The organism is Sporichthyaceae bacterium (assembly GCA_036269075.1).
Taxonomy (GTDB): domain Bacteria; phylum Actinomycetota; class Actinomycetes; order Sporichthyales; family Sporichthyaceae; genus DASQPJ01.
Genome location: DATASX010000127.1, coordinates 1 through 14,710, shown reverse-complemented (window position 1 = coordinate 14,710; position 14,710 = coordinate 1). Strand labels below are relative to the sequence as shown.

General features: G+C 71.8%; 15 protein-coding genes. 10 read left to right on the top strand and 5 right to left on the bottom strand.

Features of this window, described 5'->3' with window-relative positions:
- Window positions 1-182: 182 nt before the first annotated feature.
- Complete coding sequence (locus VHU88_23815) at window positions 183-638, bottom strand: SRPBCC family protein (protein ID HEX3614736.1); 456 nt, start codon at window positions 636-638, stop codon at window positions 183-185.
- A 50-nt stretch (window positions 639-688) separates the two neighbouring features.
- Here VHU88_23815 and VHU88_23810 point away from each other — a divergent pair, with 50 nt between their 5' ends.
- Together VHU88_23810 and VHU88_23805 are read left to right on the top strand one after the other, a co-directional pair.
- Window positions 689-1,285 (top strand): NADPH-dependent FMN reductase, encoded by a 597-nt coding sequence (locus VHU88_23810; GenBank protein HEX3614735.1) that lies wholly within the window; start codon window positions 689-691, stop codon window positions 1,283-1,285.
- A 138-nt stretch (window positions 1,286-1,423) separates the two neighbouring features.
- On the top strand, window positions 1,424-1,561 hold the full coding sequence (locus tag VHU88_23805) for a hypothetical protein (GenBank protein ID HEX3614734.1): 138 nt from the start codon (window positions 1,424-1,426) through the stop codon (window positions 1,559-1,561).
- 24 nt (window positions 1,562-1,585) lie between these two features.
- Here the strand turns inward: VHU88_23805 and VHU88_23800 are convergent, their stop codons facing one another.
- Window positions 1,586-2,182 carry a TetR/AcrR family transcriptional regulator gene (locus VHU88_23800; GenBank protein ID HEX3614733.1) on the bottom strand — a complete coding sequence of 199 codons (597 nt, stop codon included), beginning with the start codon at window positions 2,180-2,182 and terminating at the stop codon, window positions 1,586-1,588.
- A gap of 98 nt (window positions 2,183-2,280) precedes the next feature.
- On the opposite strand from VHU88_23800, the gene VHU88_23795 reads away from it, so the two are divergent.
- Entirely contained in the window at window positions 2,281-3,717 is a 1,437-nt protein-coding gene (locus VHU88_23795) for an MFS transporter (GenBank protein ID HEX3614732.1), read from the top strand.
- Between the two features lie 81 nt (window positions 3,718-3,798).
- On the opposite strand, the gene VHU88_23790 is transcribed toward VHU88_23795, so the two are convergent.
- Window positions 3,799-4,434 carry a hypothetical protein gene (locus tag VHU88_23790; GenBank protein ID HEX3614731.1) on the bottom strand — a complete coding sequence of 212 codons (636 nt, stop codon included), beginning with the start codon at window positions 4,432-4,434 and terminating at the stop codon, window positions 3,799-3,801.
- 111 nt (window positions 4,435-4,545) lie between these two features.
- Window positions 4,546-5,601 (bottom strand): MBL fold metallo-hydrolase, encoded by a 1,056-nt coding sequence (locus tag VHU88_23785; GenBank protein HEX3614730.1) that lies wholly within the window; start codon window positions 5,599-5,601, stop codon window positions 4,546-4,548.
- Window positions 5,602-5,704: 103 nt separating this feature from the next.
- Here VHU88_23785 and VHU88_23780 point away from each other — a divergent pair, with 103 nt between their 5' ends.
- From VHU88_23780 to VHU88_23755, 6 genes are all read left to right on the top strand, one after another.
- On the top strand, window positions 5,705-6,277 hold the full coding sequence (locus VHU88_23780; GenBank protein HEX3614729.1) for a hypothetical protein: 573 nt from the start codon (window positions 5,705-5,707) through the stop codon (window positions 6,275-6,277).
- Between the two features lie 22 nt (window positions 6,278-6,299).
- A complete protein-coding gene (locus tag VHU88_23775) occupies window positions 6,300-7,919 on the top strand; it encodes a hypothetical protein (protein ID HEX3614728.1) in 1,620 nt (539 codons plus the stop codon).
- Between the two features lie 17 nt (window positions 7,920-7,936).
- Window positions 7,937-8,104, top strand: coding sequence for a hypothetical protein (locus tag VHU88_23770; protein ID HEX3614727.1), 168 nt, complete (start codon window positions 7,937-7,939; stop codon window positions 8,102-8,104).
- 2 nt (window positions 8,105-8,106) lie between these two features.
- Window positions 8,107-8,856 carry a histidine kinase gene (locus tag VHU88_23765; GenBank protein ID HEX3614726.1) on the top strand — a complete coding sequence of 250 codons (750 nt, stop codon included), beginning with the start codon at window positions 8,107-8,109 and terminating at the stop codon, window positions 8,854-8,856.
- Window positions 8,857-9,605: 749 nt separating this feature from the next.
- Window positions 9,606-11,060, top strand: coding sequence for a hypothetical protein (locus tag VHU88_23760; GenBank protein ID HEX3614725.1), 1,455 nt, complete (start codon window positions 9,606-9,608; stop codon window positions 11,058-11,060).
- A 12-nt stretch (window positions 11,061-11,072) separates the two neighbouring features.
- Window positions 11,073-12,683 (top strand): hypothetical protein, encoded by a 1,611-nt coding sequence (locus tag VHU88_23755; GenBank protein ID HEX3614724.1) that lies wholly within the window; start codon window positions 11,073-11,075, stop codon window positions 12,681-12,683.
- Here VHU88_23755 and VHU88_23750 read toward each other — a convergent pair.
- Complete coding sequence (locus VHU88_23750) at window positions 12,674-13,930, bottom strand: SpoIID/LytB domain-containing protein (GenBank protein HEX3614723.1); 1,257 nt, start codon at window positions 13,928-13,930, stop codon at window positions 12,674-12,676. The genes VHU88_23755 and VHU88_23750 overlap by 10 nt on opposite strands.
- Before the next feature lie 304 nt (window positions 13,931-14,234).
- Between VHU88_23750 and VHU88_23745 the strand changes: the two genes are divergently transcribed.
- The gene (locus VHU88_23745) at window positions 14,235-14,681 is read left to right on the top strand and encodes a hypothetical protein (protein HEX3614722.1); all 447 of its coding nucleotides are present in this window, start codon (window positions 14,235-14,237) and stop codon (window positions 14,679-14,681) included.
- Window positions 14,682-14,710 lie beyond the last annotated feature (29 nt).

Genomic DNA, 14,710 nt, shown 5'->3' with positions numbered 1-14,710 from the left:
CCACACGACAGAAGATGCGGCGTGTCTCCTTGCGTGGCTGGGTTTCCGGGCCCTGGGGCTCTCTGTCGCACGGGGGAGTGACGCCGCATCAGCATCGTCAACACCTATGTTGACGAAAGGTCGGGCGCGTCGTAGCCTCGGCATTGTGACGGTTCTGAGTGCGCCCAACGGACCCGATGCGGTCACCTGCTCGGATGATCCGGTTTCTCCGCCGCTGCCACCAACGCCTTGGCCAACCGGCCCACGGCGAACTGCAGCGACCGGCGCAACAACATGCCGGTGCCGGGCAGCGGCGGGCGGAACGAGGTCGTCCAACGGATCTCGGTGCGACCATCGGCCTGCGTGAACCACACGTCGGCCCGGTGATCGCGTACCGGGATCACCGAGCGGATCGAGTAGGCATGGTGCTTGCCCGGTGTCTCGCTCAGGATCACCTCGCGCACCGCCAGTGGACCCACGCCCACCAGCCGGACCCGGTCGGTTCCGGAGTCGGTCGCCCATTCGGCGCGCCGTGCCGCGGGGAACCACTTCGGCCAACCTGGCGCGTCCGAGAGCAGCGCGAACAGCCGTTCCGCCGACGCCGTGCTGGTCAGTCGCAGTTCGAACTGTTGCCGGTCGTCGGACCTTTGCTCGTCCATGCAGCAGAAATTAGCGTTGATCCGATTCGCCGGCACCCCGGAGGGAACACATGAGCACGTCAGCGGGGCAGGTGCGGGTGCTGTGCATCGGCGGTTCGACCCGCCCGAACTCCAGTTCGGAGAAGGCGATCCGGGTCGCGCAGGCGGCCGCGGAGGCTGCGGGGGCCACGACCGAGCTCATCCTGAGTCGCGACCTGATGCTGCCGATCTACGACACCGAGACCCCGCACCGGACCGAGGGTGCAGTGCGCTTCCTGGAGGCCGTCCGGGCCGCGGACGCGTTGCTCATCGCCTCGCCCGGCTACCACGGGGCGATGTCCGGGATGATCAAGAACGCGTTGGACTACCTCGAGGACACCAATCACGATGCGCGGGTGTATCTCGACGGCGTCCCGGTCGGGTGCATCGCGGTCGCCTACGGCTGGCAGGCCACGGTCTCGACGCTGCACAGCATCCGCACGGTGGTGCACGCCCTGCGCGGTTGGCCGAGCCCGCTCGGCGGCACGGTCAACGCCTCCGGACCGGTCTTCGCCGCCGATGGGACGTGCACCGACGACGGGGCGCGGTTCCAGTTGCAGACCATCGCTGCGCAGGTCGTCGAGTTCGCGGCGCTGCGTCGCGCGGCGGCACCGGCTGCGGTGTCCTGACGGGGCATCAGGTGCGCGCAGGCCAACGGCGCGGTACCCGTACGGCCCAACCGGCCGCAGAATTCACCCGATGGCGGTTGTCCGGTCACGGCTGCGTTGAGACGCTTCCCGTCACCGCTGGACCCGCCAGGAGCCGACATGACACTTTCCGAGCCCACCCGGAGCCCTTCGGACGACCGGTCCAGGGACGTCGTGGACGACTTCATCCCGAACCCGCGCGGCCACCTCGAGCTCAGCGACTCCGTCGTCCTCGACGGGGAGATGCTCGAGGACTAATGGGGTTTGCCGACTGACGGCCCGTCAGTTCGTCGGGCGAGGCGCCGACAGCATCGGCAGCAGGACCCCGTCCACCAGCGCGTCGAGGTAGGCGTCGTCGACCGGTTCGCCGGTCACCAGCACCCGGGTCAGTAATGCACCGACCGTCAGATCCCGCAGCGGTGCCGGGTCGAGGCCGGCCGGAATCTCCCCGCGGGCATCGGCGCGGTCGAGCAGGTCGCAGGTCAACGCGGCCCGGATCGGCAGGAAGTAGGCCCGCAGGGCCATGGCCAGTTCCGGGTCGGACTGCATCGCGAACATCAGGCTGCTCATCCGCGGCAGGTTGGCGCCGGTGAAACGTTCCCGCACGGCTCGCACCAACGCCAGCAGGTCACCGCGCAGCCCGCCGGTGTCCAACTCCGTTGTCGGCGGGGGATCCATCGCGGCGAACGCGGCCACGACCATCGCGGCCTTGTTCGGCCAGCGTCGGTAGATCGTGGTCTTGCTGGCGTGCGCGTGCTCGGCGACCGCGTCCATGGTCAGCCGTTCGTAGCCGACCACGGCCAGCAGATCGTAGGTCGCGGCCAGGATCGCCTGCTCGCGGACGTCGCCGCGCCCGGGCACTGCCGCCGCTGCAGCCACTGAGCCTCCGTAGATCTATGTGTACGATACCGTATCGTACAGTTTTGCCGGGCTGACTGCCCGGCCACGCGGCAGCACGATTGCGGGGTGGGGCGCACATGGGCAAGGGCCGAGCCGCACTGACCGTCGTGGCCGTCGCGGTCGGGTTGGTGGTGTCGCAGCAGATCACCTTGAGCGTCGTCCTGCCGCAACTGGCGATGTCGCTGCACGCGTCGCAGACCGGGCTGCAATGGATCCTCGACGCGTACCCGATCGGCCTGGCCGCATTGCTGCTGACCGGCGGGGCGCTCGGCGACCGCTACGGCCGGCGCCGCATGCTGCTGCTCGGCCTGGTCGGGATGGCCGCCACCAACGTCGCGCTGGCGCTGTGCCACTCGGTGGGCGCGGCCATCGCCTGGCGCGGCGTCTGCTCGGTCGCTGCGGCGGTGACCTTCCCGGCAACCCTGTCCACGCTGACTGCCTCGTTCCCGTCGCAGCGGCGTTCCCGCGCGGTCGCGGTGTGGGCCTCCGGCGCGATTCTCGGCGGGTTCGTCGGTGTCTTCGCGGCGGGCGGCCTGGTGGAGTTCTGGTCCTGGCGCTCGATCTGTTGGGCCACCGCGATCGCATCCGCGGCCTTGATCCCGGCCGTCGCCGTGTTCGTCCCGGAGTCGGCCGCGCCGGAGGAGGCCGTGCTGGACGCAGTCAGTTCCGTCACTGCCGTGCTCGGCGTGGGCGGAGTGACCTACGCGATCATCAGCGCGGGCGAGTACGGGATCGCCGACGTCCGGGTGCTGGCCGGCGGCGCCGCCGGAGTGCTCATGTGTGTGCTGTTCGGCCTGCGCCAGTTGACGATGCGCCGCCCGATGCTGAACCTGCGAGCCCTGGCGCCGCCCGCGGTCGGGATCGGGCTGATCGGCACCACCGCCCTGTACTTCGCTGTCTACGGCTCGATCTACGTCTCCGTGCAGTACCTGTCCGTGGTCCGCGGCCAGAGCACGCTCCGCCTCGGGATCACCGTGTTGTCCTACGCGGCCCTGCTGCTGCCCGCGACCGCGTTGTCCACGCGGGTGATGCGCCGGTTCGGCAGCGGCCCGTTGATCGTGACGGGCCTGCTGACGATCGGAGCCGGCGACCTCGCGCACACCCGACTGACCGCGACCTCCGGTATCGGCGGATACCTCATCGCGGCGGTGGTCACCGGAGCCGGCGTCGGCCTGGCCCAGGTGCCCGCCACCGATGCGATCGTCCGCGCACTGCCGGCCTCCGAGCAGGGACTGGCCTCGGCGGTCAGCGATCTGACCCGGGAGATCGGTGCGGCACTCGGGATCGCGGTGGCCGGCGCGGTGCTGTCCGCGCACCTGGGCCACCGCGGCGGCCCGACGCAGATCTTCATGGCCGGTTGGAGTCCGACGTTCTACGCGCTGGCGCTGGCCTGCGCCGGCTGCGCGGCCACGGTGCTGGCCATCGCGATCCGCGCCGGCCGACGCTCCCCGCGCGGCAGACACGCCGCCGCCCTGCCCGGCCCGGTGCGGCACAAGGCTCCGGCCGCTCACTGACCCCGGACAGCACAGCGGCCGAGGCCATCCGCGAGGGACGACATCGGCCGCCGGGTCCGGTGGGGCGTAGGCCCCATCCGGTTACGCCTTGGGGCTGGAACTCGCGCTGGCGCTCGGGCTCGACTTCGTCGTGTGGCTCGGCTTCGCGCTGGGACTCGGCTTGGCGCTGTGGGTCGGGCTGGGCGTGGCGGTCGACTTGCTGTCGGTCGAGTTCTTGCCGGCGTTGCCCTTGTCGCCGGTGCTGCCGCTGCCGGACTGGACGACGGCGTCGGGGGCCTTGTTCGTGTCGCCCTTGTGGCCGTTGTCGTGGCCGGTCGAGCCGTGGCTCGAGTGCGCCGTGCCGGTGTGCGTGCTGCTGTGCGCCGGGCCGCCGTGCTCGCCGGCGTGGCCCTTCGCGGAGCGGCCGGTGCTGTGGTGCTGCTCGTGCCGGCCGACGCGGGCCGGGCGGTTGTGGTGGCGCACGAGGCGGTGGGTGTGGTGCCGCACGAGGTGGTGGTGGTGCACGACCACGTAGCCGTCGGAATCGCCGCCGCCACCACCGCCGCCACCGCCACCGCTGCCGCCGTCACCACCGTCACCGCCGTCACCACCGCCGTCGGCCGGAACGGTCACGGCAGCCGGCGCTGCGTGCCCCGCGGTGGCCGAGGCCGCCGGACCGTTGACCAGCAACGCGCCGCAGGCCAGGCCCGCCACCAACCACGAACGAGTGATCGTCACCTTCATGTCCTCCGCCGCCAGATGCTGTGGATGGAAGTTCCGCACCGCATCATTTCGACGTCGGCCGACCTGCCGCGCGGCGGGGTGGTGATCTTGGTCCGCGGGCTCCGGTCAAGCGCTCAGTTCCAGGCGCGTGCCCACGCTGTTGGCCACGAAAGCTTCTGGCAGACGGCCGGCCAACGCCGCGGCCGCTTTCCACCCGGTGCAATGGGCCGGGACGACCAGCGCCGGGTTGCACGCCGCCAGCGCGTCCACCGTCGGGGCGATCACCGGCTCGAACGAGGCCCCGGTCAGGTGGAAACCGCCGACCACGGCCGCGACCGCGCTTTCCCCGGTCAGGGCGCGCGCGTAGCGGGTGATGTTGACGATCCCGGCGTGCCCGCAGCCGGTAAGGATCACCAGCCCGCGGCCGCGCACCCGCACGATCAACGCCTGGTCGTCGAGGATCAACGGGTCGGGCTCCCACACCCCACCGCGCAGCGCCTGATGCGGGATCATGCCGCGCTCGAACTCGGTGGTCCGGGGGACCTCGCCGGTGATCAGCACCGAGCGGTCGAAAAGGAACGAGGGGTGTTCCTGCTCGTGGATCTCGAACCCGGCGCCGGCCAAGGCACCGCGGCTCGGCGTAGGGATCTCCCAGGGATCGCGCCCGGGCAGCGCCAGTCGGCGGCGGGACCAGAACTCCGGATGGATGACCATGGGCAGATTGGCCCGGCCGCCGAGGGCACGGGCCAGTCCGTCGAGCCCGCCGGTGTGGTCGAAGTGGCCGTGCGAGCAGACCACGACCTCGACGCCGTCGGGCCGGACGGCCAACCGGCGCATGTTCTCGACCATGCCGTCCGGGCTCACCCCGGTGTCGAACAGCAGTCGGTGCCGGTCGCCGCGAGCCGTGGTGACCTCGACCAGCGCCGAGAACCCGTGCTCGGCCACGACGCCGTCCACCACGTTGCCCTGGGCGAAGACCCCGGACTCGCGCGTGGGCAGCGCGCCGAAAGTGGAGCGGGCTACGCCGGGGGCGCCGGCGGCCAGCAGGTCGACGCTGTTGTCCATCAGCGTGGTGATCTCCACCCGCTCGACCGGCTCCAACGGCACGCGCTCGCCGATGAAGGCGTCGAGGTGTTCGGGGACCACGAGGGGGACCGGACCGGCCCCGGGATGCGTGCACATAACCGGATTCTGGACCCCCCTCGGCGTTGAGCCGGTCGGGTGGCCAGAATGTTGGACGGGCACCCCGCGCCCGTCCCGGCCGGGGCTCCCGAACGGAGGCCGCATGGGTCGATTCGCTCTCGGGCTGTTGCTCAGCACGCTCGGGGAGATGCTCAAGGTCGCCTCGCGGGTCAGTGAGCGGTTCCGCGCCCAGGTGACCGAGGACCTGACGATCGAGGTCGCCAGCACCGACGGGGTGGCGCACCATTACGTGTTCCGCGCGGCGAACCGGTCGGTGGCGTCCCGGCGAGGTCGGGCGCCGGGCACACCGGACCTCGCACTTGAGTTCCGGTCGGCGGCGCTTGGGTTCCGCACGCTGGTCCGCACCGACGCCATCGGCGAGATCATGAAACTGCTGCATGCCCGCCGGGCCACCTACACCGGCAATGCCGTCTACGTGCTGTGGTTCTGGAGCCTGCGCAGCATGGTGCTCCCGTACGGCCGCGACCGCAGGCTGCCGGGCGCCGGGTTGCCGGGCGCCCTGACCGCGCCCGACCCGGCGAGCAAGGTCGCCGACCGGATCACCCGGGGACCCGCCGTGGCTGCCCTGGACCCGAGTTGGACGGCCGCGCTCGCTGCGCGCGACCGGATGGCGATGCTGCGGCGGATCCGCGGCGAAGACGTCCCGATGTGGTGACCGAGCGACTCGAGGAACTGTCATGAGCAACCGAACCGTGCCGCGGTTGGACGAGCGCTCCCGCGGATGGCTGCGATTCGTCTGGGAGAAGGCCACCACCGCCGACGATTGGTCGAGTGCCGGGCAGCCGTTGGACTGGTGGGACAACCGGTCCACCCCGCCGCTGTGCAGCCTGCTGCGCTTCGACCTGCACGAGACCGGGTACGTGCTGCCGGTGATGTGCGACGTCACCCCGGCCTGGCGCGAGGTCTACACCCGGATCGCCGACGAGCTCGTCGGCCGCTACACGACGTTCTGGTCGGTGATCGACTGGATCTCGATGATCGGCCACGACCCGGCCCACGCCAAGTACCCGACCATGTGGCAGACCTACCTGCCCGAGTACCTGCGCGGCCGCTACGACTCCCCGGGCTGGACCGGCAACGGGATGGCGCCGTGGGGCCTGCAACCGGACCCGGTCGGGGCCGACGGGAACAACTTCTTCCGCGGCTTCTTCAACCTGCTGCTGTCCTTCTACGGCTACGTCTCCGGTGACGACAAGTGGGCGTCCCCGTTCAAAGTGACGGGGTATCAGGATCGACTGTTCGACTGGGACCACCACTCGATCGTCAGCTTCATGGTCGACCAGTGGGCCGAACGACCGGCCGGGGTGCACTGCGAGAACACGAAGATCTGGCCGTTCTGCGTCTCCGGTGCCGGGCTCGGGCTCCAGCTGTACGACCAGTTGCACGGCAAGGACACCCACTACCTGTTCGGCCGCTGGGTCGAGTACGCCCGCCGGCACTACATGAAGACGGACAAGCGCGGCCGGATGACCTCGTTCACGCTCTACTACGATCCGATCGAGAAGGCCGACTTCTCCTTCCGAGACGAGGTTTCCGCCTACGCCTCCATGTGCGTCACCCCCTATGTGCACCCGCAGGACCGCGAGTTCGGCGAACTGCTCTACACGTCCTCGATGCGCACGCTCGGCTGGGACGACCCGAAAAAGCCGCTGCTGCAGTTGCATCCCGATCCGCGCTGGCTGGCGATCGGCATCCTGATGGCCCGTGAGGTCGGCGACACCACGACCGAGGCGCACCTGCGGGCCGCTGCCGAGCGGACGCTCGAGCCGCGGTTCTTCGGGACCGACGACGACATGTTCGGCTGGTTCTTCGGCAACGGCGAACCCTGGCCGCGCGGGCAGTTGGCCAGCCTGATGGTGCTGAGCGAACTCGGTGAGCCCGGCTGCTGGGGCCGCGTCTTCAACGAGCCCAACCTGCACAAGTTCGACGAGCCCACGGTCAGCGGCGTCGATTACCCGCGCATCGGGCTGACGCAGGCCTGGAACGACCTCGACGAGGGCCTCCTGCACCTGGAGACCTACGCGGCCACCACGGCCGCCCGCGGGTCGGCGACCACGTTCACCGTCGATCAACTGCCCGATCCGGCCGCGGTCCGGATCAGCGCCGACGGCTCGGAGTTCACCGATTTCCGGATCACGGGCAAGCACTCGGTCGAGCTGACCACCACCGTCGAGCAGCGCACATTCACCGTCCGAACCGGCTACCGACCGGGTACCCCCACCGCCCGGATCGGCGCGTCGGTGGGTTCGGCGAAGACCGAGTACGCCCCCGACGGCTGCGGCGGGGGCTGCTGCTGACGGATACGTTTGGCGGCGTGGACGACCGCCTGCTGGAGTTGCTGCGGGCCACCACCAGGGCCGATGCCGCGCTGCTGGCAGCAGGCGCCGATGATCCGTTGGCGTTCGTTGCGGGGAATGCGCTGGAGTTCGGCGCGGCCGACGCCGTCGCGATCTCGCTCGCGACGCCGGACGGGGCCGGCTGATCGTGGCGGCCGTCGCCGGCCTCGGATCCGAGGAACTGCTGGGCACCGTCCACGCGGGGGCGGAGACCCTGGACCTCGCCGATGGCGGACCGCTGCTGGTCGTCCCGCTGCCGGCGGGCGGGGGGACCCGCGGCACGTTGGCTCTGGGGCGGCGGGCCGGGCGCGCGGCCTTCGGATCCGCCGAGGCGGAAGTGGCCACCGCGTTCGCGGCCCATGCCGCGGTCTGTGTGGAACTCGCCGACGCCCGGGTCGGTCAACAGCGGATGCTCCTGCTGGAGGACCGCGACTGCATCGCACGCGACTTGCACGACCACGTGATTCAACGCCTGTTCGCCGCGGGTCTGACGCTGCAAGGAATGGCGGTCGGTGCCGAACCGGCTGCCGCGGAGAAACTCGGCCGGGTCGTCGAGGGCATCGACGAGACCATCTCGCAGATCCGCACTTCGATCTTCGGGCTGCGCGGGACCTTCGGCCCCCGCACCGGAGCGCTGCGAACCCGGGTGCTCGCGGTCGTGGCCGAGGTTGCGCGCTCGTTCCCGGCCCCGCCGGTGGTCCGGTTCGCCGGACCGCTCGACTCGGCGGTCCCGGAGGAGTTGGTGGGCGAGGTCGTCGCGGTGCTGCGCGACGTGCTGCTCGAAGCGGGTCGGCACGGCGGGTCGGCCACCGTCGCGATCGCGGTGCGCGACGGGTGCGTCGAGATTGAGATCGGCGTGGCCGGGACGCGACTGCACCGGAGCGTCCCGCTGGGCTGAGCCCGCGTCCGGCTGCCCCTTTCATCGTCCGCCCGCTCGCGATTTTACTCGCTCTTCAAGAATTCCTGTCGTCTCATTTCCTGCCGGCCATTTCCGCGCCATGTCCCAGGTCGGGCCCATCATCCCAATTGGACCCACAGGCTTCTCGTAGATCGCGACAAGTATCCGTACCTAACTTTTTCCCGTACACATCGCTCGTCTCGAGAATCGAATTGGGAAAGAAGGAGGGCGCAATGCCCGAGGGAATATCGCGACCGGATGCGCACCGCGCTCCGGCCGCGCACACCGCCGTCGCACCGACCACTGCACCTACCACTGCACCGACCACTGCACCTACCACTGCACCGACCACTGCACCGACCACTGCACCTACCACTGCACCGACCGCGACCGACGTGAGGCCCCCGCACGTCGGAGCGAACCCCGGTGACCACGCCGCTGGAAACCCTGTTCAGCAAGGGGTTCCGGCCGAGCACGAGCACCGCGGTGCCGATCCACGGCACAACGGTGGCTCCGACCACCGCGCGCCGAGCACCGGAAATCACCCTGGCGAGCGGTCGTGGCAACACGCCGGTACTCATAACGCGGACCACCGCAACGGGGGTCCGCGGGACGACCACCGGGGCGCTTTCGGTGAGCACCGCCAAGACTTCGACCACCACCCATGGGAGGGTCGTGACCACCACGAATTCCGATTCAATGATCACGACCGCGGCGATGACCGCCAGGCTTGGTGGCCGCATCTGGAGTTGCGCGAGGCCAACGACGGAGTCGACTGCAACAACCACTTCCAGACGGTCGTCGACTACAGCGACAGCGGCTCCTCCGGGGCCGCGGGCTCCTACGTCCCCACCGTGTCGTACCCGGACAGTGACAGCGGAGCCGGCCACGTCGAGGTGACCCGCGACTGGCGGTGGCGGCCCGACCACGACCACAACCGCGACCAGCACCGCTGGTGGCGCGACGACCGGCACGACAATCACAGCGACCAGCGCGACCAGCGCGACTGGCGCGAGCACGAGCGTCACGACCAGCGTCATGACGCCGACCACCAGAACCGCGACGGGCACACCGGGCGGCCGGACCATGGCCAGGGCCACGACGCGGTGCGTCACGGCCACCGGCCGCACGCGACCGACGCGGACCACCGTGACCCGGGAGCGCACGGCGACGACCAACGTCCCGGCCACCCGCGGCCGGCCCACTTCGACGGGCACCACGACGGCCGCAACGGGCCGGATCAGCGCGGGTTCACGGGCGAGCGGGGCGGCCAGCCGTTCCAGCACGAGGTGCTCGGCGCTGCCGGCCAGTCGTTCGCGCCGCCGGCCTTCGTGGCCCCGGTCGTGGCCGCCTCCTCGATCCCGGCCGTCTCGGCCGGTGCGGGCGCCCCTGCCGCGTCCACCCCGCTCGACGACCGCTCGCACTCGTCGGCGCGCACCCCGCTGCTGAACAGCGTCGCCTCGGCGACACAACCGGTGCACACCCCGGCGACGGGCACCGCGCCGGACTCCCACACCCGGCCGCAGTGGCACGCGCCGCAGGGCACCGGGACCGGGACCGTGACGCCACCGCCGACCGGCGCCACGCCGGCGGCAGGGCAACCGCAGTCCACCACGCCCGTGACTCGTCCCGGCTTCCCGCCGGCCGGTCACTCTGCCGGCGCCGGGCAGCACACGACCACGCCGAGCACGGTTCCGGTCAACGGCTCGTCGACCGGCACGCTCACCGGCCCGACGCCGAGCACCGGCGCGCAGCCGACCGGCGGCGGATCGCACTTCACCCACGGTGCCGGTGCTCCGCCGGCGGACCTCGGCACCACCGGGTCCACCTCGGCGACCACTGCGGTGCCCGCGACCACCCCGGCCGCGGCACCGGCGAGCGACCCGAGCACCGCCGCGTCGACCGCCCCGGCCACCCCCACGGTCTCGGCCCCCGCGGCCGACGCCACGGCGGCCGGCACGTCGACCAGCACTCCGGCCGCCACGTCGCCGGCCACCGCGCCGACGACGCTTGCCCACACCCCGACGACCGCGAGCACGGCCCCGCCGGCTGCCTCGGTCGTCGATCACAGCAGCACGTTGTCGACGAGCCAGTCGACCGCGCTGAGCGGTGGTCTGACCGGCCACGCGGTCGCGACCACGGTGCCCGCGCACCCGGCCGCGCACGCGACGGCGCACCACCACCTGGTCGGCGCCGGAGCCTGAGGAGTGACGACGATGCCCGGAATCACCACCACCACGAGAACGAGCAGCGCCGAGCTGACCAAGCTGCTCGTGCAGGCGAGAAGCCTCAGCGACCGGTTCGGCAGGGCCGACCTGACCGATCGTCTCGCCGCGGCCCGCGCCCGCTTGGCGGACCGTCCGCTCGAGGTGGCGGTGATCCGGGCGTCGTCCGGCCCGGCCGATCAAACGCCGGCCCAATCGATGCTCGGGGCGCTGCGGATGGCGGCCGCCGGTGGCGCCCCCGGGGTTTCCTTCCGCGACGCCACCGGCACCGCCTGGGCGGCGCACGCGGACGGCCCGGCGGCGGTCCTGTTCCTGGCCGACGCCGCCCACGAGTACGGCCGCGAGGATTTCGCGGTCCTGCAGCAGATCCGGGCTGCCGGCATCCCGGTGGTCGCAGTGTCGGCCGGGTTCGACCAGCGGCCGGAATGGCAGCAGGTCCAGCGGCGCAACCGGGGGCTGCTGCAGCTGGCCGACCTGGACGACCCGCCCATGGCTCTGCTGCCGGTCTCCGCCGCGCTGTGCGTGGCGGGCCTGGACCGGCGCGACGAGTCGTTGCTGGTCGCCTCCGGCGTGCCCCAGCTGTTCGACTTCCTGACCGATCGCCTCGACACCGCCGTCGATCTGACGCCGGCTCAGCTCGTCACGGACGCGCTGTGCGAGGTCGCCGCCGGGCTGACCGCGACCGTCGAACGGCAGGTTCGGCAGGCCGCTTCCGTGCCGCCGCCCGCAGTCCGACTGGAGATCGCGGTGGCCGAGTTGGAGCGGCGCCAACACCTGTCAACCAAATGGCAGCTGACGCTGGGCGACGGCTTCGCCGACCTGGTCGCGGCCGTCGACTTCGACCTGCGCGACCGACTGCGCGACGCGCTGGAGGAGGCCGACGTGGTCATCTGCGGGAACCGTCCGCTGCGCGAGTGGGAGAACTTCCAGGAGACGGTGCGGGCTTCGATCGCGCAGGGGGTCGAGGAGAGTTATCGCTTCGCGGCGCACCAAACGGGGGCGTTGGCCCGGCGGGTGGCGATCACGATGACCGGCGAGCCGTCCGACGCGCAGCCCCGGATCGCGTTGCCCGCAACGGGTTTCCCCGCACCTGGCGAGGCCTTGGACAGGGTGCGACCGATGGAGCCGCCCTACTGCGGCGCCGTGTCCGCCCGGCTGATCAACAGCCTGCGGGGCTGCTACGGCGGCATCCTGATGGTCGGCGTTCTCACCAGCCTGGCCGGGATGAAACTGATCAGCACCTGGTCGGTCGCCGCCGGCGTCCTGCTCGGCCTGTTCACTTTCTGGGAGGACCGGCGCTCCGGGGTGGAACGCGGCCGGGCCGAGGCGAAGGTCGCGGTCTCCCGATTCCTGGACGCGGTCAACTTCCGCGTCGGCGAGGACTTGCGGACCCAGTTGCGCGGTGCGCATCGGGCCATGCGTGATCACTACACCTCGCTCAACGACCAACGGCTTCGGGCGGCCGCGGACGCCGTCCGCTCGGCCGAACTGGCGATCGCGGAGGCCGAGTTCGTCCCGGCGTCCCCGACCGCGCAGGAGATCGCCGCGGTCGCCGAGCTACGCGCCGGGGTCGAGGCCCTGTCCGGGCCGACTCAACCGTGATGCCGCGTCCGCGGGCGCGGTAGCCCCGTCGCGCCGCGGAGCTGCCACCAGGTGGCGGAAAGCCCGGTGCGGGCGGCGAATTGATTGGCCGGGACCAGGACCTGCCCACGATCGCCGACGATCCGGACCGTCAGGACCCGTCCGCCCCACGGCCCGGTGCCGTCGCGGCGTTGCGCGGCCAGGCCCAGCGGGCGACCGACCGCCGGCCACCACGCTCGGATCACCTCGGCCGGGACGCTGTCGGTCCACGAGTGCGCCGGGTTGGCCGCCAGCCCGTCCCACGGGTCGCGGCGGGCGGGCAGGTAGGGCAGCCCGCCGGCGGCCGTCCAGCCGCCGTCGGAGGCGGAGTACTCGGTGAATGCGGGCCGACCGTGCCAGGTCAGTTCCGCGCCGCGGGTGGCCGCGACGGCCCGGTCGGTCCGCGGGTCCTCGAAGACCTGGTCGACCCGGCCCGCGGCGTCCAGCGTCCGGTAGCCGGGGTACATCTGGCAGGCGGCGGTGTCACAGACGTCGGAGACGGCCGGCGCAGGGGCGTGCTCGGCCCGCCAGTGGGCCCAGGTCCGGGCCGCGACGGCCTGGGCCGCCAATGCCGCCGGTGCCCAACCGGCCATGGACTCGCTCGGCACGACCGAGCGCAGGTAGTCCTCGACGTCGACAACGTTCACCACCTGCAGTTGGCCGGGGCGCTCGGTGGGCAGCACCTGCAGGGCGCCGCGATACTCCCGCGATCCGCCCGCCACCGTGACCCGGACCGCCTCCGGGGCGCGCAGTTCGAGCCGGCCCGCGACGGCGTGGACACGCCACCGGTTCGTGAAGTCCTCCAGCACGAGTGACCGTCCGCTCGGCCGGACCCGCCAGCCCCGCACCACAGCCCGCCCCACGGCCTGCGGGAGCGTCGCGGTGCGCCGGCCGGTGGTCAACTGCAGGCCGGGGACGGCGGCCACCTGGACGAGGTCGGAGCCGACCCGGGAGAGCAGGACCCGGATCGGCGGGTCGGCCTTGGTCCGGACCAGACGGGTGCCGGGGTAGTAGGTGCTCAGGATCCTGCGGTAGCCGACGCCGTGCGAAGCCGCACCTTCGGCGCCCCATTGGGACATGCCCCGGCCGTGTCCAGCACCGCGTCCCTCGAACCAGAACACCCCGCCGACCGGGGCGGCCAAGGGCTCGACCGCGGGGGCGCGTACCTCCGCCTGCGCCGGGATCGGGACCGCGATTGCCAGTCCGGCCACCAGCGGTGCGATCGCCAACGCCGGCCGCAAAGAGCGCCGCGCGGGGTCGCCCGCAAACCACCGCAAACCTCCCATACCCGGACTATCCCCAAGATCGACCCCGCAGCCGACCGCCATTCGGGTGAACTGAGCCACGCGCGCGACGAAGGAGCACGCGGGGCCAGGAATCCGAACAACGCGCACTGCGGGTGAATACAGCCCAGCAGCTTGGGCGGCCGGATTCGGGGGTGTCGTCGGCCGCCCTGGGGAATACCGGTGCCAGGGGAAGCACCGGTGCCCACCACAGGTTGCGCACCGGCAGCCGAGAGGACGAGGAGGACACATGGCTCGCCTGTCGACGATCGTCGGGACGCTGGGGGCGGCGTTCGTGATCGGGGGAGTGGGGGGTGCCTGGATGACGCTGTCGAGCTCCGGGACGACCCAAGCCGGGAAGGCTTACGACGACAGCACGGCCAAGGAGCCCGCCGCGCCCTCGCCCGGCCTGAAATCGGCCAACCCGAGCCCGGCGCCTTCGTCGACGCAGGCCCGGGCCCAGAAGCAGGCCGACGGGCGGATCGTGATCAGCGGGGTCTTCCCCGGCGCCCACGCCGGCGACGAGGTGACTGTGCAACGCCGCCAGGGTAGGCAGTGGGAGGACTTCCCGGCCTCGACCCACACCGAGTCCGGCGGCAGGTACTCGCTCTGGGTGCGGACCGAACACGCGTCCGCGTTCCGGGTGCGGGACGAACAGACCGGGGCGGTCTCTGCGCCCACGTCGGCGAGCCGCTGACACCGGCGCGCCCACCCCCCCGCGCCGGG

What these genes read in the sequence shown, in the direction of transcription:
- VHU88_23775 (HEX3614728.1), top strand. Translation starts at nt 6,300, where the DNA reads ATGAGCAACCGAACCGTGCCGCGGTTGGACGAGCGCTCCCGCGGATGG.
- VHU88_23755 (HEX3614724.1), top strand. Translation starts at nt 11,073, where the DNA reads ATGCCCGGAATCACCACCACCACGAGAACGAGCAGCGCCGAGCTGACC.
- VHU88_23795 (HEX3614732.1), top strand. Translation starts at nt 2,281, where the DNA reads ATGGGCAAGGGCCGAGCCGCACTGACCGTCGTGGCCGTCGCGGTCGGG.
- VHU88_23815 (HEX3614736.1), bottom strand. Translation starts at nt 638, where the DNA reads ATGGACGAGCAAAGGTCCGACGACCGGCAACAGTTCGAACTGCGACTG.
- VHU88_23805 (HEX3614734.1), top strand. Translation starts at nt 1,424, where the DNA reads ATGACACTTTCCGAGCCCACCCGGAGCCCTTCGGACGACCGGTCCAGG.
- VHU88_23810 (HEX3614735.1), top strand. Translation starts at nt 689, where the DNA reads ATGAGCACGTCAGCGGGGCAGGTGCGGGTGCTGTGCATCGGCGGTTCG.
- VHU88_23780 (HEX3614729.1), top strand. Translation starts at nt 5,705, where the DNA reads ATGGGTCGATTCGCTCTCGGGCTGTTGCTCAGCACGCTCGGGGAGATG.
- VHU88_23745 (HEX3614722.1), top strand. Translation starts at nt 14,235, where the DNA reads ATGGCTCGCCTGTCGACGATCGTCGGGACGCTGGGGGCGGCGTTCGTG.
- VHU88_23785 (HEX3614730.1), bottom strand. Translation starts at nt 5,601, where the DNA reads ATGTGCACGCATCCCGGGGCCGGTCCGGTCCCCCTCGTGGTCCCCGAA.